Raw genomic sequence first — 20,093 nt, 5'->3', positions numbered from 1 at the left:
GGACTTCGGCTCCCGGAGGGCGAGAAGAACCGGGTAACGTGCCTTCACTACCGATCCGAAACGGGAAGGACCGGGCATGTTCCGCAAGGTGCTGGTGGCCAACCGCGGTGAGATCGCGATCCGAGCGTTCCGCGCAGGCTACGAACTGGGGGCGGGCACGGTTGCCGTGTTCCCGCACGAAGACCGCAACTCGCTCCATCGGCTGAAGGCCGACGAGGCCTACGAGATCGGGGAGCCCGGCCACCCGGTGCGCGCCTATCTCTCCGTCGAGGAGATCGTCAAGGCCGCCAAGAAGGCGGGTGCCGACGCGGTCTACCCGGGTTATGGCTTCCTGTCGGAGAATCCCGACCTGGCGCTCGCGTGCGAGCAGGCGGGGATCACTTTCGTCGGCCCGAGCGCCGAAATCCTCGAGCTCACGGGCAACAAGGCACGCGCCGTGAAGGCCGCGCGCGAGGCCGGCGTGCCGGTGCTCGGCTCGTCGGAGCCTTCCAGCGACGTCGACGCCCTGGTGGCCGCGGCCGACGACCTCGGTTTCCCGGTGTTCGTCAAGGCCGTTGCCGGCGGTGGCGGCCGCGGCATGCGGCGAGTCGAGGACCCGGCGATGCTGCGCGAGTCCATCGAAGCCGCGGCCCGCGAGGCCGAGTCGGCGTTCGGCGACCCGACGGTGTTCCTCGAGAAGGCCGTGGTCGAACCGCGGCACATCGAGGTGCAGATCCTCGCCGACGGCGAGGGCAACGTCATCCACCTCTACGAGCGCGACTGCTCCGTGCAGCGTCGCCACCAGAAGGTGGTCGAGCTCGCGCCCGCGCCGAACCTCGACCCCGAGCTGCGCGACCGCATCTGCGCCGACGCCGTGCGCTTCGCGCGCCAGATCGGCTACCGCAACGCCGGCACCGTCGAGTTCCTCCTCGACCGCGAGGGCAACCACGTGTTCATCGAGATGAACCCGCGGATCCAGGTCGAGCACACGGTGACCGAGGAGGTCACCGACGTCGACCTCGTGCAGTCCCAGCTGCGCATCGCCTCCGGCGAGACGCTGGCCGACCTCGGCCTCTCGCAGGACAAGATCTACCTGCGCGGGGCCGCGCTGCAGTGCCGCATCACCACGGAAGACCCGGCCAACGGCTTCCGCCCCGACACCGGCATGATCAGCGCCTACCGCTCCCCGGGCGGCTCCGGCATCCGGCTCGACGGCGGCACCGCGTTCTCCGGCACGGAGATCAGCGCCCACTTCGACTCGCTGCTCGTGAAGCTCACCTGCCGCGGCCGCGACTTCAAGACCGCCGTGGGCCGCGCCCGCCGCGCCGTCGCGGAGTTCCGCATCCGCGGTGTCTCCACCAACATCCCGTTCCTCCAGGCGGTGCTCGACGACCCGGACTTCCGCGAAGGCCGCGTCACCACGTCGTTCATCGAGGAACGTCCGCACCTGCTCACCGCCCGCCACTCGGCGGACCGCGGCACGCGCCTGCTCACCTACCTGGCCGACCAGACGGTGAACCGCCCCCATGGCGAACGCCCGCGCACCATCGACGCGACGGCGAAGCTGCCGAAGCTGCCCGCCGACGTGACACCGCCGGACGGCTCGAAGCAGAAGCTCACCGAGCTGGGCCCGGCCGGCTTCGCCCGCTGGCTGCGGCAGTCGCCGATGCTCGGCGTCACCGACACGACCTTCCGCGACGCTCACCAGTCGCTGCTCGCCACGCGCGTGCGTACGAAGGACCTGCTGGCCGTGGCCCCGGTCGTCGCCGCGACCGTGCCCCAGCTGCTGTCCCTCGAGTGCTGGGGCGGCGCCACCTACGACGTCGCCCTCCGCTTCCTGGCCGAGGACCCGTGGGAGCGCCTCGAGCAGCTGCGCGAGGCCGTGCCCAACATCTGCCTGCAGATGCTGCTGCGCGGCCGCAACACCGTGGGCTACACGCCGTATCCCACCGAGGTGACGCACGCGTTCATCGAGGAAGCGACCGCCACCGGCATCGACATCTTCCGCATCTTCGACGCCCTCAACGACGTCGAGCAGATGCGGCCGGCCATCGAAGCCGTGCGCGAAACCGGCACCGCCGTCGCCGAAGTGGCGCTCTGCTACACCTCCGATCTGTCCGATCCCAACGAAAACCTCTACACGCTCGACTACTACCTCAAGCTGGCCGAGCAGATCGTGGGCGCCGGGGCGCACATCCTGGCCATCAAGGACATGGCGGGCCTGCTCCGCGCACCGGCCGCCGCGAAGCTCGTGACGGCGCTGCGCAAGGAGTTCGACCTCCCCGTGCACATCCACACGCACGACACCGCGGGCGGCCAGCTAGCCACCTACCTCGCCGCCATCCAGGCCGGCGCGGACGCGGTCGACGGCGCCGTGTCGTCCATGGCCGGTACGACGTCGCAGCCGTCTCTCGGCTCGATCGTCGCGGCGACCGACCACTCCGACCGCACCACGGGCCTCGACCTGCAGGCGATCGGCGACCTCGAGCCCTACTGGGAGAGCGTGCGCAAGATCTACGCGCCGTTCGAGGCCGGCCTCGCGTCGCCCACCGGGCGCGTGTACCACCACGAAATCCCGGGCGGCCAGCTCTCCAACCTGCGCACGCAGGCCATCGCGCTGGGCCTCGGTGACCGCTTCGAGGACATCGAGGCCATGTACGCGGCGGCCGACAAGATCCTCGGCCACCTCGTGAAGGTCACGCCTTCGTCCAAGGTGGTCGGCGACCTCGCGCTGCACCTCGTCGGCGCTGGCGTCTCACCCGCGGACTTCGAGGCCGAGCCCAACAAGTTCGACATCCCGGACTCCGTGATCGGCTTTCTGCGCGGCGAGCTCGGCGACCCGCCGGGCGGCTGGCCGGAGCCGTTCCGCACCAAGGCTCTGGAGGGCCGTTCGGCGGCCAAGCCAGTGGCAGAACTGTCCGAAGAGGACCGCAAGGACCTCACCGACAACCGGCGCAGTGCCCTGAACCGGCTGCTCTTCCCCGGCCCGACGAAGGAGTTCGAAGCCCACCGCGAGGCCTACGGCGACACGAGTGTGCTGTCCAGCAAGGACTTCTTCTACGGTCTGCGCCCGGGCGAGGAGTATCAGGTCGACCTGGAGCCCGGCGTCCGGCTGCTCATCGAGCTCGAAGCCATCGGTGAGGCCGACGAGCGCGGTGTGCGCACGGTGATGTCGACGCTCAACGGCCAGCTCCGGCCGATCCAGATCCGCGACCGTTCCATCGCCTCGGACATCCCCGCGACCGAAAAGGCCGAGAAGGGCAACCCGAAGCAGATCGCTGCTCCCTTCGCCGGTGTGGTGACGCTGCAGGTGGCGGAAGGCGATCAGGTCGCGGCCGGCGCGACCGTGGCGACGATCGAGGCCATGAAGATGGAAGCTTCGATCACGGCGTCGGCGGCGGGCAAGGTCGGGCGGTTGGCGATCACCTCCGTTCAGCAGGTCGAGGGCGGGGACCTCCTCATCGTGCTCGAGTAGCGTGCCGCGGCGCCAGTCTCGACCGTCGCGAACGGTCCATTCGTGCCATCACGGCGCGAATGGACCGTTCGCGCCGTCTCGGGCTCGTCTCGCCGGCCGTCGCCGCGCTAACGTCGGGCGCATGCTGATCAACGCGGTGCCGCAGTGGCAGGGCGCGATCGGCCCCCGGGCACGGGGACTGGTCGAGGGCTGCCTCGCGCTTTCCGAGCTGGCCGGGCACGTCCTGGGCCTGCCGGTGCACCACATCCACCAGGACCCCGAAACCTCCGACGTGGTGTCGGGCGTCGCCAACCGGGCCGTGCTCACGGGCACGAACCGAGGGGCGCAACTCACCGCGCTCGAAGCACCCGGCGGCCCGGTCCTGACGATCGGCGGCGACTGCGGAGTCGAGCTCGTGCCGATCGGCGTCGCACGCTACCGCTACGGCCCGGCGCTCGGCGTCGCCTGGTTCGACGCGCATCCGGACCTGAACACGGCTTCGTCATCGCCGTCGGGCGCGTTCCACGGCATGGTGCTGCGGTCGCTGCTCGGCGAAGGTGACGAGCAGTTCGCGGCGAGCCCGGCTGTCGAAGCCGGCCGGGTGGCGCTGTTCGGAACGCGGGCGTTCGACGCCGCGGAGGAAGAGGCCGTCGGTCAGGGTCTGGCCGTGCGCACCGACAATGCCGTCGCGACGCTGCGCGAGTCCGGCGCCGAGCAGGTGTACTTGCACCTCGATCTCGACGTGCTGGACCCGGCGTCCTTCGGCGGTGTCAACTACCCGGAGCCCGGTGGGCTGACGGTCAGCGAGCTTGTCCGGGCGATCGATGCACTGTCCGAAATGGACGTCATCGGCGCGGGGATCACAGAGTGCGTGGGCACGGAGCTCGAGGTTCTCAAGCCCGTGATCGCCGCGGTGGGGAGGGTGCTGCTGCAGGACTGAACCTGTTTGCCCCCAGGCGGATTCCGCTCCGGCGGTGATCTTCGCCCCGGTGCGCGACCACGAGTGTGTACGGCCAGAAGGAGGTGTGCCCGAGCCGTACCGGAGATGGTCTGCGAAATGGCGAACTGTTCGCCGGCCGGGGATCGGCGATTACTGCTGGTCTTGCTGAACGTCGCTGAGGGCCGCACGCGCGGCGTCGACGGCTTCCTCCGGCGCGACGCCCAGCTCTCGAACGCGCTGGGCGTACTCCGTGGCAGCGTCGCGGAGCAGTGACGCGCGGTCCGGCCGCTCGGCCGAGCCGATGACGACCGTTCCCTTCGCCCGCGCCGTGGTCACCCAGCCGGCAGCCTCGAGTTCGCGGTAGACGCGGGCGATCGTGCCGGAGGCGAGCCCGAGGTCTCGGGCCAGCTGACGGATCGGTGGCAACCGGGCGTCGACCGGTAGTGCGCCGGTGCCGATGGCGCGGACGATCTGGTCGTGGACTTGACGCCACGGCGCGACGCCGTTGTCGGCGTCGACGGTCACTCGCAGCGGCATCTACTTCGTCGCCGCGGTCGCGGGCAGTTTCCGCGGCGGCGTGGCGATCGCGATGAATGCGGCGAGTGAGACGACGATCGCGAGGAACGACGCCAGGTTGCCGCCGGGCCAGGCGGTCGTGGCGCACATGCCGGTGGCGAGCCCGAGTGCGACGCGCGCGCTGCGGCAACGCAGCGCGAGGTCGACGTCGGGATCTCCCGCGGCCGGCCGTCGGACGGCGAGGAGCACCACGCCCCACGCGACGGCGGTGGTCGCGATGGTGACGCCGAACAGTGGCCATTTGCCGATCATGGCGAGGTGGATCGCTGCGGCGAGCGCGGCCAGCGCGGTGACGATGATCGCCCACGGGGGCGCGAAGTCGAGGATGCCGCGCGGTGCCAGCACGGCCTCGCGTCGCGTGCTTGGCGATGGGCGTTGCGCGAGCACTTCGGCGATCAACCCGCCGAGGAGGAGCACGGGCATGATCGAGCTGAGGTCGTTGGCGTTCGCGAAGTCCGCTGCGCCCGGGATGAACGGGAGGCCCACGAAGAGCCACGGATACCAGAACCTGCGGCGGCGCAGGTAGAGCACGGCCACGGACACCTGGTCCGGGGTCGCGTCGGGCAAGCCCCATTTGGCGAGCAGGCGCGCGCCCTGGCGTTGGCCCGGCCAGAGCACGAACAGGATGGCCAGGCCGAGCAGGCCGCAAGCGATCGCGACGCCGACCGCGGAGCCGAGGTTCATGGTGTGGTCCCCCTGTCTTGTATCAAGTTAATGATACAAGACGGAGTGGTGTCGTGCACGGCGCCGGTCCGCGTTGCCGTTGGGTGACGACGCGGAGTTGGCTGCGGGCAGCGGAAAAGAAAAATCCCGGCCACCCGGGCCGGGATCTCTCTTCTGCGTGCCGTCAGTTCTTGAGGTCCGCGACGATCTCGTAGGAGCGCACGCGGTCTTCGTGCCCGTGGACCATCGTGGTGACCATGAGCTCGTCGGCGCCCGTGTCGGCGAGGAGCTGGTCGAGTCCCTTTCGGACGGTCTCGGGCGAACCGATGATGCTCGAGCCGAACCGGTCGGCGAGGAACGCGCGGTCCATGTCCGTGTACGGGTATTCGGCGGCTTCCTCGGGCGTCGGCAGCGCGATCGGGCGGCCGCGGCGCAGGCTGAGGAACGTCAGCCCGCTGGGGCCGGCCAGGAACTGCGCGCGCTCGTCGGTCTCCGCGGCGACCACGGACACGCCGAGCATCACGTACGGCTCAGCCAGCGTCTCGGAAGGACGGAAGTTCTCCCGGTAGAGCTGCACGGCCGGCAACGTGTTCTCGGCGGCGAAGTGGTGGGCGAACGAGAACGGCACACCGAGGCGGCCGGCCAGCTGCGCGCTGAAGCCGGACGAACCCAGCAGCCACAGCGGCGGCTTGTTGCCCTCGGCGGTCACGGCGTTGACGCCGCGTGCCGGGTCGCGCTCGAAGTACTCGAGCAGCTCCATCAGCTGCTCGGGGAAGTTCTCGGCGGACAGCCCGCCGGGGCCGCGCAGCGCGAGCGCCGTGCGCTGGTCGGTGCCGGGCGCGCGCCCGATGCCGAGGTCGATGCGGTTCGGGTGCAGCGCCTCCAGCGTGCCGAACTGCTCGGCCACCACGAGCGGCGCGTGGTTGGGCAGCATGATGCCGCCCGAACCCACGCGGATCGACTCCGTGGCGTCGGCGACGGTCCCGATCAGCACCACCGTGGCCGAGCTGGCGATGCCCGGCATGTTGTGGTGCTCGGCGAGCCAATAGCGGCGGTACCCCAGCCGCTCGGCGTGACGGGCGAGGTCGATGGTGTTGCGCAGCGCTTCGCCGACCCCGTGCCCGTCCGAGACGGGGGAGAGGTCGAGCACGGACAGCGGCACGTCAGGCAGAGAACTCACGTTGAGCAGTAACGCACAAGACGGCTGTTCCCTTCCCGTCGAGTCAGAGTCGGCCGGCCGCAACGGGTCGGAATCGGACACATCGGCGCTTCGCCACCAGGCGGCGACGGCTTCGCCACTCGGCGGCGAATCCCTGGTCGGGCCGGGGTCGGGGTTGCGGCCACGGGCAACTCGGGTGCGTCGCCTCAGCCTGAGGGCTGGTGGTGCATGTCATGGGTGCGTGTCTTGGTCGCTGCGGCAGGCGAGACCATCGCCGATCAGTGGCGAACCCGCGGACGAGTCGGGGAGGGCGGGCCGCAGAGCCTGAGGGCGCGGTCAACTCGGTCAGGTGGTCAAGACCGGAGATGCCGAGCCTGCCGAGGTCTCGCCGTTGAGAGGCAACGTGCTGAGCCAGGTGCGGCCAAGGCCGGAGATATCGAGCAAGGCGGGGCGTCGCCGGTGAGGGGCGACAGACGGAGTCGCGTGGCCAAGACCGGAGATGACTGGCCAGACGCCCGTCGCCGTTGAGGGGCGACGGGCGAGGGATCAGGTAGTGGGCAGCCAGTCCGGGTTGGAGGCCAGGACAATGAGGTGCTGGGTCGCCCGGGTGAGGGCGACGTAGAGGACCCGGCGGCCCGTCGAGGACTCGGTGACGAGGTCCATCGGCTCGACGAGGACGACGGCGTCGTACTCGAGGCCCTTGGAGTCGAGGCTGCCGACGACCTTGAGGCGTTCGTCGGTCTCGTTGGTGAACCAGGCGGTGACCTCGGGGACGCGGTCCATGGCCGTGATGACGCCCACGGTGCCTTCGACGGAGCCGAGGAGTTCCTTGACCGCGGCCTGCGTCGCGCCTTCCAGAGCGCCGGCCTCGACGGGCCGGACCTCGGGTTCGATGCCGGTGGTGCGGACGGCTCGGGGGAGCTCGTCGGCCTGGGCGTGGCCGGTGACGACCTTCGCGGCGAGGTCGAAGATCTCCGCGGAGTTGCGGTAGTTGGTGCGCAGCGTAAAGCGGCGGCGGGTGGTCTTCACGCCGAAGGCCTGGTCGCGCGCGGCGGCGGCCTCGTCGGGGTCGGGCCAGGAGCTCTGCACCGGGTCGCCGACGACGGTCCAGCTGGCGTACTTGCCGCGGCGGCCGACCATGCGCCACTGCATGGGGGAGAGGTCCTGGGACTCGTCGACGACGACGTGGGAGTACTCGTCGTAGTGCTCGGGCCGGTGGGTGCCGCCGCCGGTGGTGCCGCGTTCGGGCTCGGCCTCGAGGACGGTCTGGCGCCGGCGGCGTTTGGGCTCGGGGCCGACGAGGACGCGCAGCTCGTCGAGCAGGGCGACGTCGGCGACGGACCAGCCGCGCGAACGGTCGGCGAAGTCGGCGGCGAGCAGGGAGATCTCGTGGCGGTTGAGCACGCCCTTCGCGGCTGCGGCGAGGCGCTTCTCGTCGCCGAGCCACTTGAGGATCTGCGCCGGGTACAGGACCGGCCACCAGACGACGAGGAAGCGGTGGAACTCGATGCGCTCGCCGAGGTCGTTGATCAGCTCCGCGCGGTCGAGCTGCTTGCCGTCGGCCTTCGCGTACTCGTCGGCCTTGTCGGCGAGCGCGCCCAGCAGCAGCTCGGCCGTGCGCACGCGCGCGCGGTTGGGGGGCGCGCCCTGGGTGTGGGCCTTGCGGCGGACCTTGTCCAGCTCGCGCGCCGAGAGCTTGAGCACCTCGCCGCGGTAGACGATGCGCATCTCCTGCGGCGATTCCGGCGGCGTGTCGCGCAAGGCACGCAGCAGCACCTTCCGCATGCGCAGCGAGCCCTTGATCGCGGCCAGCTCGGAGGTGTCCTGGCGCGTGGCATTGAGGCCGTCGAGCACTTCGCCGAGGGCACGCAGCTCCACGTTCGTCTCGCCCATCGACGGCAACACCCGCGAGATGTACGTGGTGAACACCCCGGACGGCCCGATCACGAGCACGCCGGCGCCGCCGAGCTGGCGGCGGTGGCGGTACAGCAGGTACGCGGCGCGGTGCAGGGCGACGGCCGTCTTGCCCGTGCCCGGGCCGCCGGTGATCTCGGTGACGCCGCGCCACGGAGCGCGGATGACCTCGTCCTGTTCCTTCTGGATCGTGGCGACGATGTCGCGCATCTTCTCGCCGCGGGAACGGCCGAGCGCGGCCATCAGCGCGCCCTCGCCGACGATCTGCATGTCCTCGGGGACGGCGTCGGGGATCAGCACGTCGTCGTCGACGTCGAGCACGGTCTGGCCGGAGCAGCGGATGACGCGGCGGCGCACCACGTCCATCGGCTCCTCGGCCGTGGCCTGGTAGAACGCGGCGGCGGCGGGCGCGCGCCAGTCGGTGACGAGGTTGTCGAACTCGTTGTCGCGGATGCCGAGGCGGCCGACGTAGATGTGGTCGCGGTCGAGGTGGTCGAGCCGGCCGAAGACGAGGCCCTCGTACTCGGCGTCGAGCGTCTGGAGGGTCTGGTTGGCGTGGAAGACCATCATGTCGCGTTCGAAAAGCATCGAGGCCTGTTCGAAAATCGCCTCGCGCTGGGCGCCTTGCCCAAGCTCGTAGCCCTTCGTGCGCATCGCCTCGGCCTGTACCCGCAGCTCGGCGAGCCGGGTGTAGACCCGATCCACGTGGGCCTGCTCGACGGCGATCTCCGCCCGTCTCACCCGGGGTTCCGACACGCAACGCTCCTAAACGACTCGATGCCTCACGAGGGCGAAGAACGACTGTACGCGCCCGCGCGCGCGAGGTTCAGCAAGTCCTGCCCAACGCCACACCGCGACGTTCGGCGAAGATGGCGGGGTGACGAGGATCGTGGCGGGAAAGGCGGGCGGCCGGCGGCTCAAGGTGCCGCCCAAGGGGACCCGCCCGACGTCCGAACGCGTGCGCGAAGCCCTGTTCAACGCGCTCGAGGTGGCCGGTGAGCTCGACGGCACCCGCGTGCTCGACCTGTACGCCGGATCCGGCGCCCTCGGCCTCGAAGCCCTCTCCCGCGGTGCCGCCGACGCGTGGTTCGTCGAGGCCGACCGCCGCGCGGCCGACGTGCTGCGCGGCAACGTCGGCGCGCTGGGCCTGGGCGGCACCGTCCGGGCCGCGCCCGTGGAGGCCGTGGTCGCCGCGCCCGCGCCGGCGCAGTTCGACGTGGTGCTGGCCGATCCGCCTTACGCCGTGGACGCCGCCGCGCTGGGCTCCGTGCTGGCCGCGCTCGACGAAGGTGGCTGGCTCGCCGACGGTGCCCTCGTGGTGATCGAACGCGCCGCCCGCGACGGCGCGCCCGACTGGCCCGGCGCCTACACGCCCACGCGCGACAAGAAGTACGGCGACACCGCCCTGCACTGGGCCGAGTACGCGCGCCGAGCACAGGTGTGACGCAGTAGTCACGAAGTGCGCGCGCAGCGTCGCGCCTTGGTAGCGTCCGCGCATGCGGCGTGCGGTCTGTCCCGGTTCCTACGATCCGGCCACCAACGGGCACCTCGACATCATCGAGCGGGCCTCCCTCCTCTTCGACGAGGTCGTGGTCGCGGTGGGGGTGAACAAGAGCAAGAAGGGCCTCTTCGACGTCGAGGAACGGCTGGAGATGCTGCGCGAGATCACCGCACCCCTCCCGAACGTGCGCGTGGACTCGTGGCAGGGCCTGCTCGTGGACTACTGCCGCGAGAACGACATCGCGGCCGTCGCGAAGGGCCTGCGCTCGGTCAGCGACTTCGACTACGAACTGCAGATGGCCCAGATGAACCGGGAGCTCACCGGCCTCGAGACGCTGCTGATGGCCAACAACCCGGCCTACGGCTTCGTCTCCAGCTCGCTGGTGAAGGAGGTCGCGGCGCTCGGCGGCGACGTCGAGCGGCTCGTGCCGCCGGTGGTGTTCGAACGGCTGCGCAAGGTGTTCCCGCACCAGGGCTGAGTGCGGTCCCGCACACGGGATGTCCGAACTCGATCAAGGTTCGGTGCGCTCGTGAACAAGCGCAGGCGCGTCCTGGAACAAGGGCTGCGCGTTCCCGAACACGATCCGGTGCACTCCCGCACAAGGTTCGTCCGGCCCCGAACAGGATCCGCCTGGTCGAGAACAAGATCCGAGCGTTTTCGCACGGTCACCCGGCGCATTCGCCCGAACGGGTTGCGACCATCGTCGGGACTTCCGGGAACGCTCGAAGCTGTTCACTTGACGGCCGCCTCGCGACCATCCGATCGGGTTACGGTCCGAAAATGGCCAACCACCGTTCGCGCTTAGCGACCGTCCTGTTCGCGCTGCTGGTCGGATTCCTCGGGCTGGGCACCGCCGCGGTCGCGGCACCCGCTGCCCCGGCGGCGCCGGCGTCCGTGCTGCAGAACTCCTGCGGCAACCTGTCGGGCTTCTCGCACACGTCGCTGTCCTCGCTCCCCGCGGAGGCGACGACGACCTACAACCTGATCCAGAAGGGCGGGCCCTTCCCGTACCCGAAGAACGACGGCGTCGTCTTCGACAACCGCGAAGGCATCCTGCCGTCCTGCGCTTCGAGCTACTACCACGAGTACACCGTGCCCACTCCCGGTGCGAGCAACCGCGGCACGCGCCGGATCATCACCGGCCAGGGCGGCGAGTACTTCTACACCGGTGACCACTACGCGACCTTCAAGGTCATCGACGTCAACGGTGGCGGCGGCAACACCGGCTCCTGCGGCAACCTCTCGGGCCTGGCGAAGATCGGCTACTCCACCTTGTCCTCGGCCGCGAAGTCGGTCGTGAACCAGGTGCGCAACGGCGCGACCGGCCAGACCTACGAGAACCGCGAGGGCGTGCTGCCGGCCTGCTCCGCGGGCTACTACCAGCTGTTCCCGGTGGGCACCAACGACCGCGTGATCAAGGGCAAGGGCGGCGAGCTGGCCTACACGCCGGACCGCTACGCCACCTTCAAGCGCATCGACCTCAACTCCTGAAAATCCCGGCCCGTCCCCGTGCCGCCCCACCCGCGCCGGGTGGGGCGGCACGCTGTGTCATGAGCCGTTCGCAAGAGGACACGCCCAGTCCGGCGCGCGTTCACCGGTTCAGGCCGGGAAGCGGGCAGACTGATCGGTAGCGAACGGGGATTACTGCTTGAGGGAGTGGCCGTGTACCGGGTTTTCGAGGCACTCGACGAGCTCGTCACGATCGTCGAAGAGGCCCGCGGGGTGCCCATGACGTCCAGCTGCGTCGTGCCGCGCGGCGACGTCCTCGAGCTGCTCGACGACGTCCGCGACGCGCTGCCCGGCGAGGTCGACGACGCCCAGGACGTGCTCGACAAGCGTGACGACCTGCTGCACGCCGCCCGCAAGGAAGCCGGCGAGACGGTGGCCGGGGCCAACGAAGAGGCCGAGCGCACGGTGTCCGACGCCGCGTCGGAGGCCGAGCGGATCCTCGCGGACGCGCGCGCCCGCGCCGAGCAAATGATGGGCGACGCCCACAACGAGGCCGAGCGCATGGTCGCCGCCGGCCAGGCCGAGTACCAGAACCTCACCGACCGCTCCCGCGCCGAGTCCGAGCGCATGATCCAGGCCGGCCGCGACGCCTACGAGCGCGCCATCGAGGACGCCCGTGCCGAGCAGGCGCGGCTCGTCTCGCAGACCGAGGTGGTCCAGGCCGCGCACGCCGAGTCGGCTCGCATCGTCGACGAGGCGCACGCCGAGGCCGACCGCCAGCGCGCCGACTGCGACGCGTACGTGGACGGCAAGCTCGCCGAGTTCTCGGAGCTGCTCGCGACCACGCTGCGCACCGTCGACTCGGGCCGCAATCACCTGCGTTCGCCGGTGAACCTTGGCGGCAACAGCGGCCGCCCGACGCTGTACGACTACCAGGTCTGACCGCCCGCGCGCCGTCGGGAAGAGTGACGCTCGGCACCAGCGCGAAAGCACTGGCGCACCCTGCGTACCCTGGTATGCGATGTCAGAGAACCCTGCCCAGAACACCCGCCCCGCCCAGCTCGACGACAAGAGCCCGTGGGTCGTCGACACCCGTGAGCTCGGCCGCCACGCCGGCCTGAGCCGCGAGGTGCGCCGGAGCGTGCCCCTCGAGGCCACCCTCGGTGTGCCCGACGTCATCTCGCTCGAGGCCGGTTCCGTCCTCGAGCTCGACCTGCTCCTCGAATCCGTGGTCGAGGGTGTGCTGGTCAGCGGCACCGCGAGCGCCACCGCCACCGGCACGTGCTCGCGCTGCCTCGACCCCCTCACCGAGGAGATCGAGGTCGACCTCACCGAGCTGTTCGCCTACCCGGGTTCGGCCACCGAGGAGACCACCGACGAGGACGAGATCCCGCGGCTGGTCGACGACCGGATCGACCTCGAACCGATCGTCCGCGACGCCGTGGTCCTGGCGCTTCCCCTCGTGCCGCTGTGCGAGGAGGACTGCGCCGGACTCTGCACCGAATGCGGCGTCAAGTGGGCCGATCTCGAGCCCGGACACGGGCATGAGAAGATAGACCCTCGGTGGGCCGCGCTGGTCGAGCGATTCGACGAGAACGCGGGCGAAAAGCCTGCGCACGGCTCCGGAGAGCAAGCCTGACGAGCGTCCAGCTCGATCCGGGAGAAGTCAGTTCGGCTCGTGAACGCGGGCAGACAGTCTGAAGGAGATCTACTCGTGGCCGTCCCGAAGCGGAAGATGTCGCGATCCAACACGCGCGCGCGCCGCAGCCAGTGGAAGGCGGCTCCGGTTCAGCTGGTGCCCTGCTCCAACCGCGCCTGCCGTCAGCCGAAGCTGCAGCACATCGCGTGCCCGACGTGCGGCCAGCACAACGGCCGCCAGGTCGTCGAGCCCGCCTGATCGGGCAGCCGACCATGGGGGGTAAGTCCGCCGGGGGACCCGCGGCCGATCCCACGACACTGCTCGAGGCGCTCGGGGTCGAATTCGACCCCGAGCTCCTTCGGCTTTCGCTGACCCACCGTTCGTACGCGTACGAGAACGGTGGGCTCCCGCCCAACGAGAGGCTGGAGTTCCTCGGCGACGCGGTGCTCGGCCTGGTCGTCACGGACCACCTGTACACCACGCACCCGGACCTGCCGGAAGGCCAGCTCGCGAAGCTGCGCGCCAGCGTCGTCAACATGCACGCGCTGGCGGGTGTCGCCCGCGGGCTGGGCGAGGGCGGGCTCGGGGCGCACCTGTTGCTGGGCAAGGGCGAAGAGCTCACCGGCGGCCGGGACAAGGCGAGCATCCTCGCCGACGGTCTCGAAGCCGTGATCGGTGCCACGTACCTGGCCCACGGCATCGAGGTCGCGCGCAAGCTCGTGCACCACCTCTTCGACGGCCTGCTGGCCGAGGCGCCCCTGCGCGGGGCCGGTCTCGACTGGAAGACCAGCCTGCAGGAGCTCACGGCGTCCTCCGGTCTCGGCGTGCCCGAGTACCGCGTGGAGGACACCGGTCCGGACCACCGCAAGGAGTTCACCGCCACGGTGCTGGTCGCGGGCCGTCCGCTGGGCAACGGTTCCGGCACCACGAAGAAGGAAGCCGAGCAGAAGGCCGCCGAAACGGCGTGGCGCGCCCTGTCCGAAGAGCTGGGCGAAGGCTCCGCCAAGTCCGAAGGCTGACGCCCGACCGGTCCGGAACTGTCGTACCCGACGGGCAGAATGGACGCCATGCCCGAACTTCCCGAGGTCGAGGTCGTGCGCGCCGGCCTCGAGGCCCACGTGGCCGGTCGCACCGTCAGCAAGGTCGAGGTCCTGCACCCGCGCGCGATCCGCAGGCACGCCCTCGGTGCGGAAGACTTCACCGGCCGGCTGGCCGGGGTCGTGATCGAAGCCGCGCGCCGGCGGGGCAAGTACCTGTGGCTGGAGCTGTCGCACGGTGAGGCCGTGCTCGCACACCTCGGCATGAGCGGCCAGATGCTGGTGCAGCCCGAGGGCACGCTCGACGAGAAACACCTGCGCGTGCGCGTCCGCTTCGACGACGACGGTCCGGAGCTGCGGTTCGTGGACCAGCGCACCTTCGGCGGCCTCGCGCTCGACGATCTGGCCGACGTCGAGGGCGACCTGCTGCCCGCCACCATCGCTCACATCGCCCGCGACCCGATGGACGCGCGGTTCGACCCGGCGGCCGCCGTGAAGGCGTTGCGCTCGCGGCGCACCGAGGTCAAGCGCGCGCTGCTGGACCAGACCCTCGTGTCCGGCGTCGGCAACATTTACGCCGACGAAGCCTTGTGGCGCACCAAGTTGCACGGCACCCGGCCCACCGACAAGCTCACCAACGCCCAGGGCAGCGCGCTGCTGGCCGCCGCCGGCGAAGTGATGAGCGCGGCGCTCGCCGTGGGTGGCACGTCCTTCGATGCGTTGTACGTCAACGTGAACGGGCAATCCGGGTACTTTTCCCGATCTCTCGACGCATACGGCCAGGAAGGACTACCGTGCCGCCGGTGCGGAACGGCGATCCGGCGGGAACCGTTCATGAACCGCTCGTCCTACTCCTGCCCGAAGTGCCAGCCGCGGCCCCGCAGCTCGCGTTGATGCGTCTGTCGAGGCGATCAACTAGAATGAACGGGGCGGAAGAGGAGCAGCATGACGGAGCCGGACAGATCGTCGCTGGCCGACAAGATCGACCAGCTGTTCCACGTCGTGCGCCGGCCCGACCGCGACCAGTACAGCCACGAGGAGGTCGCCCGCGCGTGTCGTGAGGCGACGGGGGAGAGCTTCTCCACCACGTACCTCTGGCAGCTGCGCACCGGGCGTCGCGACAACCCCACGAAGCGTCATCTCGAGGCGCTCGCGCAGTTTTTCGGTGTTCCTCCGGCATACTTCTTCGACGACGAGCAGAGCGTGAAGATCGCGGAAGAGCTGGCGTTGCTCGGCGCCTTGCGCGACGCCGGTGTCCGCGACGTGGCACTGCGGGCCATCACGCTCTCGCCCGACGGGCTCGACACGATCAGCGACATGATCGACGCGATCGCCCGGAGGGAGGCCGCGCGAAGCGGCGTGAAGAAGGAGGACTGAGGGGTGGCGGACGGGCGGCGCGAGCTCTGGCGACGCTGCCGTCGTCTGGCCGAGGCGCCGGCGCTGCCCGAGCCCTTCGACGCCGCCGAGTTCGTGGCGGGCATCGCCGCCGGTCGCGGCCGGCCCATCGAGCTGATGCCGGTCAACGCGCCGTCCGGCGGGCCGTGCGGCCTGCTGATGAGCACCGCGCGAGCCGACTACATCCTCTATCCCACCAACACCACGGCCCTGCACCGGCGCCACATCCTGCTGCACGAGGTGGGCCACCTGCTCTGCGGGCACGTCGGGTCCGACGCGGGCGCTGAAGGCGCGGCCATCGACGTCGCCGTGAGCCGTGCGTTGATGCCCAGCCTCTCGCCGGAGCTGGTTCGCCGGGTGCTGGGGCGGACCACGTATTCGGCCGTGGAGGAGCAGGAAGCGGAGCTCGTGGCGTCGTTGCTCGCCCAGCGCGTGGCGAAGGTGCAGGGACCTCGGCCGGTGGCGGACAGCGGCATGGCCCGCATGGACGACATGTTCGGCGGCCGCCCGCGCCGCCGGAACCCGTGATCGAGACGCTGGCGTACCTGGCCTGTGTGCTCGGGTTCGCCGGTTTCGGGATGAAGCTGCTCGAGGCCGGGCGCGACCAGCCGGCTCGCACGTTGTGGTTCCTCGCCGGCTTCGGCATCTGCATCGCGCTCGGCATCACCGACGGCATGCCGGCGATGGACGAGCTGGCCGGCCACCACCGCTGGTACGCCGAGTACGCGCCGCTGGCCGGCGACCTCGCGAAGTTCGGCGCGATCGGGTTCACAGTCGCGTTCACGCGCTCGATGCGCTTCGGCGCCGACGCGCGCCTGGGCCGGCACGCGGTGCTGTCGTGGTTCGTGATCGCCGTGGAGATCGTGCTGTTCACTCTGGCGGGCCCGGACCGCGCGGGTGACGAGACGGTCGTCGCCGTTGAACGGCGACCGTTCTTGATCGCGTATGAGCTGGTGTTCGTCGTATACGGGGTGCTGAGCCTGACGCTCGTCGCCGTCTTCTTCGCGCGCTTCGCCATGCGCGCCCGCGCGGGTTCGCTTCGCACGGGGTTGTGGCTGATCTTCGCGGGCGTGGTCGCCGCGGTCGCGTGGACGCTGTGGGACCTCGACGACGTGGCCGCGCTCGTCTCGGACGGCCGCGTGGAGGTGACGGAGGACCTGCCGGCCGCGGTACTGGGGGCGGCGTGTGTGGTGCTCGCCGTGGCGGGCTCGACGTTGTCGGTGTGGGGGCCTTCGCTCGCCACGCCGTTCCGGTGGCTGCGCGCGTACCGCGGTTACCGCCGGATCGAGCCACTGTGGACGGTGCTGCGCGACGCCGTGCCGGGCATCGCCCTGGATCCGGCTCGTGGTCTGGGGCGTGGGGCGGAGTTCGCGCTGTACCGGCGCGTGATCGAGATCCGTGACGGGCACCTCGCGCTGCGGCCGTACTTCGACCCGGACCTGCCCGCGCGCGTGGTGGACCGCGCCCGCCGCGACGGTGTGCCGACGCGCCGGGTGGCCGCGACCGTCGACGCCGCCACGCTCGCCGCCGCCCTCGTCGCGCGCGAAGCCGACCACCGGTTCCAGCCCGACGACGCCGACGCGCCCCTGAGCCGGGCCGTGGCCGCCGACGTGAGTGCGGAGGCCGCGTGGCTCGTCGAGGTGACGCGCGCGTGGCGGCGCTCGGCTCTGGTGGCCGACGTGCGGCGCGAAACCCGGCGTGAGCTGGGCGTTCCGGTCTGATCTTCACCTTTCCGCGCGGACGGTTTCCGCCGAACGGCCGTCCGCCGTGCACACTACTGCGCAATGCGTGGTACCGTTCCAAGCGCAAGACTGGAGGGTGCCGTGGAGATCAGTCAGCTGCTCAAGGGAGTGCTGGACCTGGCGGTGCTGGCCGTGCTTCGCGAAGACGACGGGTACGGCTACGACGTGCTCCGAAGACTTCGCGTGGCCGGCCTGGAGGAAGTGGGGGACGCTTCCGTTTACGGCACGTTGCGCCGGCTGTACAAGGCCGGGTTGCTGACGTCGTACGTCGTGCCGAGCGAAGAGGGCCCGCACCGCAAGTACTACAGCCTGAACGAGCCGGGGAGAGCGCGGCTGCAGGAGTCGGGGAAGACGTGGGCGAGTTTCGCGTCGACGATGAACGGGTTACTGGGAGAGGCCGCATGAGTACGGAGAAGCCCACCGCGGTGCGCGTGTACCTGGCGAGGGTCCGCACCGCGCTCGCCGATCTGCCCGCGGGGGAGATCGAGGAGATCCTGGAGGACGTCCGGCCGCACCTGGCCGAGATGGAAACGGAGCTGGGGGCCGACGCGCGCGTCGAGCAGCTCATCGAACGGCTGGGCTCGCCGGAGAGCTACGCGGCCGAGCTGCGCGCGTCCGGGGGCTATCCGCCGGCGCCCGCGGGGGCCGAAGGGGCGACGGCCGTGCTGGCTCCGGCGAAGGCCCCGAGCTTGTTCGCGGCTCGTTTTGCCTTGTGGGGCTTGGTGTTCTGCGCCGCCGGGCTCGCGTTGTTCGCGTTCGCGGCGGCGGTGAGTCTCGATCCGGACAGGTTGCTGGGGCTGCTGCTCCTGGCGCCGGTGTTCGCGTTGAGCTTGATTTTCCTGTTCAACCGCGGGGTTTCGGCCGTGCTGGAGCTGCCCGAGGTCGTGCGGACGCGGGAGTCGGTGCGGTCGTGGCGCGCGAACCGCGAGGGCGACAAGGCGGTGGGGTACCTGCGCTCGCTGAAGCCCGCGTGGTGGGTGGTGTGCGCGGTGGCGCTGGTCGGGTTCGGCCTGCTGCTGATGGTGCGGCACTCGTACGCGGTGCTGCTGCTGCCGTTCCTCATCGCGGCCGCCGCGGCGGTGGTCTGGGCCGGCCCGAAGGTCGGCGGCGACCGGCGGCTGCTGTGGATCGCGGTGCCGGTGTCGGCCTTCGTCATCGGCGGCGCGTTCGGCGGCTTCGGCGCGGCGATCGACCTGATCACGCACCGCACGTACTACCCGGACACGACGTCGTACTCGTCGCCGTCCACGGACACCTACGGCAACCAGCAGCTGCGGTACGGCAACGAGGACGTCGACAACGTCTACGCCTTCGACGCCTCCGGCAAGCCGCTCACGGACGTCTACCTGTACGACGACCAGGGCCGCCCGCTGACCGTCACGCGCTACGGCTGCGAACAGGACACCGGCACCCGCTCGAAGATCGGCGAGGACAACCGGTTCCCGCGGCCGCAGCTCGTGCAGGGCGTGCAGGACGGCAATGGAAACCGGGATGGGTACAACGGCTACCTCGGGTATTGCCGCGAGGAGGCCGGGGTGCCGTTCGCCGCGGCGATCCCGAAGCCGGTGCCTTCGTCGAGTGCCCCTTCCAGCGCACCGGCCAAGCCGACGTCGTCGGCGCCGGCGAAGCCGACTTCGCCGACCAGCCCTGCTCCGCCGACTCGGTAGGGCGTGCGAGGGGCCGGGGGAGCAGAGGTCGGGGCTGCTCCCCCGGTTCCGTCTACGTCGTGGTCAGGTCATGGCCACCGCAAAACCGGTGTCTGCCAGAACCGCCGGGGTGCGAGGATCGGCTCATCCTGACAAACGGTGCCCCGGGGTGCCTGAGGCTGATGCTGCCGAACCGGTGGGGAGTAAGAGGCGGCAAGCGGGCGAGGCGTGCGATCCGCGTCCTGAGTAGTCCCCGCCGGACCCGGCAGCACGGAGGCAAAAAAGAACTCGGGCGCCCGGGGTTCGAGACCCAGGCGCCCGAGTTTCGGGGGTTACGTCAGTGGCCGAAGGCCGAGCGGGCGGCCAGGTCCGCGAGGAGGGCGCGGCCCTTTTCGGCGTTGCGGGGCTGCGACAGGACGTCGTAGCGCTGGGCGACGAGCTGGCTTTGCGAGACGAAGCCGCGCTTGTTGCGGTTGGCCGCGTAGCCCAGGGCGCCGAACAGCAGGTTGAAGGCGACGCCCGCGATGAGGCCGATGACGATGGACAGCAGGCCCGCGGCGGGGTTGAGCAGGCTGAGCACCAGGCCCAGGAACAGGCCGAACACCGCGCCGGACATGGCGGCGCTGCTGAGGACCTTGCTCCAGCTCATGCGGCCCGCGATGCGCTCCACGAGCATCGGCTGGATGCCGACGATGGTGACGTCGCTGATGGGGAAGTCGGTGCCCGCGAGGTGGTCGACCGCCTTCTGTGCCTGCTCGTAGGACTCGTAGGAGCCGATCGGCCAGCCCGTGGGCATGGTCGGGAGCTGCGGCCGCGCCTGCTGCCGGCTGATCGTGGACTGCGTGAATGCTTCTGTCATCCCTCTCACCTCTCTTGTCCCGTTCAACGCCCGAGACGGCGCGTTTGGTCCCGCACCCCCACGATTCACAGATTCTTCTCAGCCGGGCAAGCCGGACATACGAGGCTCTTACGCAGTGCTTACTCAAAGGGCCCCAAGAA

General features: G+C 70.5%; 20 protein-coding genes. 15 read left to right on the top strand and 5 right to left on the bottom strand.

The genetic code is table 11. From position 1 onward, the window contains the following. Window positions 1-76 precede the first annotated feature (76 nt). Together ACFY1H_RS20595 and ACFY1H_RS20590 are read left to right on the top strand one after the other, a co-directional pair. Window positions 77-3,454: a pyruvate carboxylase gene (locus tag ACFY1H_RS20595; RefSeq protein WP_386948401.1), complete on the top strand. Its 3,378-nt coding sequence runs from the start codon at window positions 77-79 to the stop codon at window positions 3,452-3,454. Window positions 3,455-3,575: 121 nt separating this feature from the next. Further along, window positions 3,576-4,373, top strand: coding sequence for an arginase family protein (locus ACFY1H_RS20590; protein WP_386948399.1), 798 nt, complete (start codon window positions 3,576-3,578; stop codon window positions 4,371-4,373). Between the two features lie 150 nt (window positions 4,374-4,523). Here the strand turns inward: ACFY1H_RS20590 and ACFY1H_RS20585 are convergent, their stop codons facing one another. From ACFY1H_RS20585 to ACFY1H_RS20570, 4 genes are all read right to left on the bottom strand, one after another. Continuing rightward, window positions 4,524-4,910: a GntR family transcriptional regulator gene (locus ACFY1H_RS20585; protein WP_386948396.1), complete on the bottom strand. Its 387-nt coding sequence runs from the start codon at window positions 4,908-4,910 to the stop codon at window positions 4,524-4,526. Beyond that, on the bottom strand, window positions 4,911-5,633 hold the full coding sequence (locus ACFY1H_RS20580; RefSeq protein ID WP_366580636.1) for a hypothetical protein: 723 nt from the start codon (window positions 5,631-5,633) through the stop codon (window positions 4,911-4,913). A gap of 163 nt (window positions 5,634-5,796) precedes the next feature. Beyond that, entirely contained in the window at window positions 5,797-6,792 is a 996-nt protein-coding gene (locus ACFY1H_RS20575; RefSeq protein WP_366580638.1) for an LLM class flavin-dependent oxidoreductase, read from the bottom strand. Between the two features lie 525 nt (window positions 6,793-7,317). After that, complete coding sequence (locus tag ACFY1H_RS20570) at window positions 7,318-9,441, bottom strand: ATP-binding domain-containing protein (RefSeq protein ID WP_366580640.1); 2,124 nt, start codon at window positions 9,439-9,441, stop codon at window positions 7,318-7,320. Window positions 9,442-9,562: 121 nt separating this feature from the next. On the opposite strand from ACFY1H_RS20570, the gene rsmD reads away from it, so the two are divergent. The 13 genes from rsmD to ACFY1H_RS20505 all read left to right on the top strand — a co-directional run bounded on the left by rsmD (window position 9,563) and on the right by ACFY1H_RS20505 (window position 19,115). Then, window positions 9,563-10,129: a 16S rRNA (guanine(966)-N(2))-methyltransferase RsmD gene (rsmD, locus tag ACFY1H_RS20565; protein WP_366580642.1), complete on the top strand. Its 567-nt coding sequence runs from the start codon at window positions 9,563-9,565 to the stop codon at window positions 10,127-10,129. A gap of 52 nt (window positions 10,130-10,181) precedes the next feature. After that, entirely contained in the window at window positions 10,182-10,664 is a 483-nt protein-coding gene (coaD, locus tag ACFY1H_RS20560; protein ID WP_366580644.1) for a pantetheine-phosphate adenylyltransferase, read from the top strand. Window positions 10,665-10,966: 302 nt separating this feature from the next. Beyond that, window positions 10,967-11,677: a ribonuclease domain-containing protein gene (locus ACFY1H_RS20555; RefSeq protein WP_366580646.1), complete on the top strand. Its 711-nt coding sequence runs from the start codon at window positions 10,967-10,969 to the stop codon at window positions 11,675-11,677. A 171-nt stretch (window positions 11,678-11,848) separates the two neighbouring features. After that, the gene (locus tag ACFY1H_RS20550; protein WP_366580647.1) at window positions 11,849-12,577 is read left to right on the top strand and encodes a DivIVA domain-containing protein; all 729 of its coding nucleotides are present in this window, start codon (window positions 11,849-11,851) and stop codon (window positions 12,575-12,577) included. Between the two features lie 79 nt (window positions 12,578-12,656). After that, window positions 12,657-13,274, top strand: a complete 618-nt coding sequence (locus ACFY1H_RS20545; RefSeq protein ID WP_366580649.1) for a DUF177 domain-containing protein — start codon at window positions 12,657-12,659, stop codon at window positions 13,272-13,274. 75 nt (window positions 13,275-13,349) lie between these two features. Beyond that, window positions 13,350-13,532: a 50S ribosomal protein L32 gene (gene rpmF, locus ACFY1H_RS20540; RefSeq protein WP_220237671.1), complete on the top strand. Its 183-nt coding sequence runs from the start codon at window positions 13,350-13,352 to the stop codon at window positions 13,530-13,532. A gap of 14 nt (window positions 13,533-13,546) precedes the next feature. Further along, on the top strand, window positions 13,547-14,293 hold the full coding sequence (rnc, locus tag ACFY1H_RS20535) for a ribonuclease III (RefSeq protein WP_366580651.1): 747 nt from the start codon (window positions 13,547-13,549) through the stop codon (window positions 14,291-14,293). Window positions 14,294-14,341: 48 nt separating this feature from the next. Then, window positions 14,342-15,205 (top strand): bifunctional DNA-formamidopyrimidine glycosylase/DNA-(apurinic or apyrimidinic site) lyase, encoded by an 864-nt coding sequence (gene mutM / locus ACFY1H_RS20530; protein ID WP_366580653.1) that lies wholly within the window; start codon window positions 14,342-14,344, stop codon window positions 15,203-15,205. 51 nt (window positions 15,206-15,256) lie between these two features. Beyond that, entirely contained in the window at window positions 15,257-15,688 is a 432-nt protein-coding gene (locus ACFY1H_RS20525) for a helix-turn-helix domain-containing protein (RefSeq protein ID WP_366580654.1), read from the top strand. Window positions 15,689-15,691: 3 nt separating this feature from the next. After that, window positions 15,692-16,234, top strand: coding sequence for a hypothetical protein (locus ACFY1H_RS20520; RefSeq protein WP_366580656.1), 543 nt, complete (start codon window positions 15,692-15,694; stop codon window positions 16,232-16,234). Beyond that, window positions 16,231-17,427, top strand: a complete 1,197-nt coding sequence (locus ACFY1H_RS20515) for an MAB_1171c family putative transporter (protein WP_386948384.1) — start codon at window positions 16,231-16,233, stop codon at window positions 17,425-17,427. The genes ACFY1H_RS20520 and ACFY1H_RS20515 overlap by 4 nt, the downstream gene beginning before the upstream one ends. A 102-nt stretch (window positions 17,428-17,529) precedes the next feature. After that, a complete protein-coding gene (locus ACFY1H_RS20510) occupies window positions 17,530-17,853 on the top strand; it encodes a PadR family transcriptional regulator (protein ID WP_220237677.1) in 324 nt (107 codons plus the stop codon). Continuing rightward, complete coding sequence (locus ACFY1H_RS20505) at window positions 17,850-19,115, top strand: DUF1700 domain-containing protein (protein WP_386948381.1); 1,266 nt, start codon at window positions 17,850-17,852, stop codon at window positions 19,113-19,115. The genes ACFY1H_RS20510 and ACFY1H_RS20505 overlap by 4 nt, the downstream gene beginning before the upstream one ends. A 316-nt stretch (window positions 19,116-19,431) precedes the next feature. Here the strand turns inward: ACFY1H_RS20505 and ACFY1H_RS20500 are convergent, their stop codons facing one another. Continuing rightward, window positions 19,432-19,953 (bottom strand): general stress protein, encoded by a 522-nt coding sequence (locus ACFY1H_RS20500; protein WP_386948378.1) that lies wholly within the window; start codon window positions 19,951-19,953, stop codon window positions 19,432-19,434. Window positions 19,954-20,093: the final 140 nt, after the last annotated feature.

Source organism: Amycolatopsis sp. NPDC001319 (assembly GCF_042896185.1).
GTDB lineage: Bacteria > Actinomycetota > Actinomycetes > Mycobacteriales > Pseudonocardiaceae > Amycolatopsis.
The sequence above is the reverse complement of the archived record's forward strand: the minus strand, read 5'-3'. Positions and strand labels throughout refer to the sequence as shown.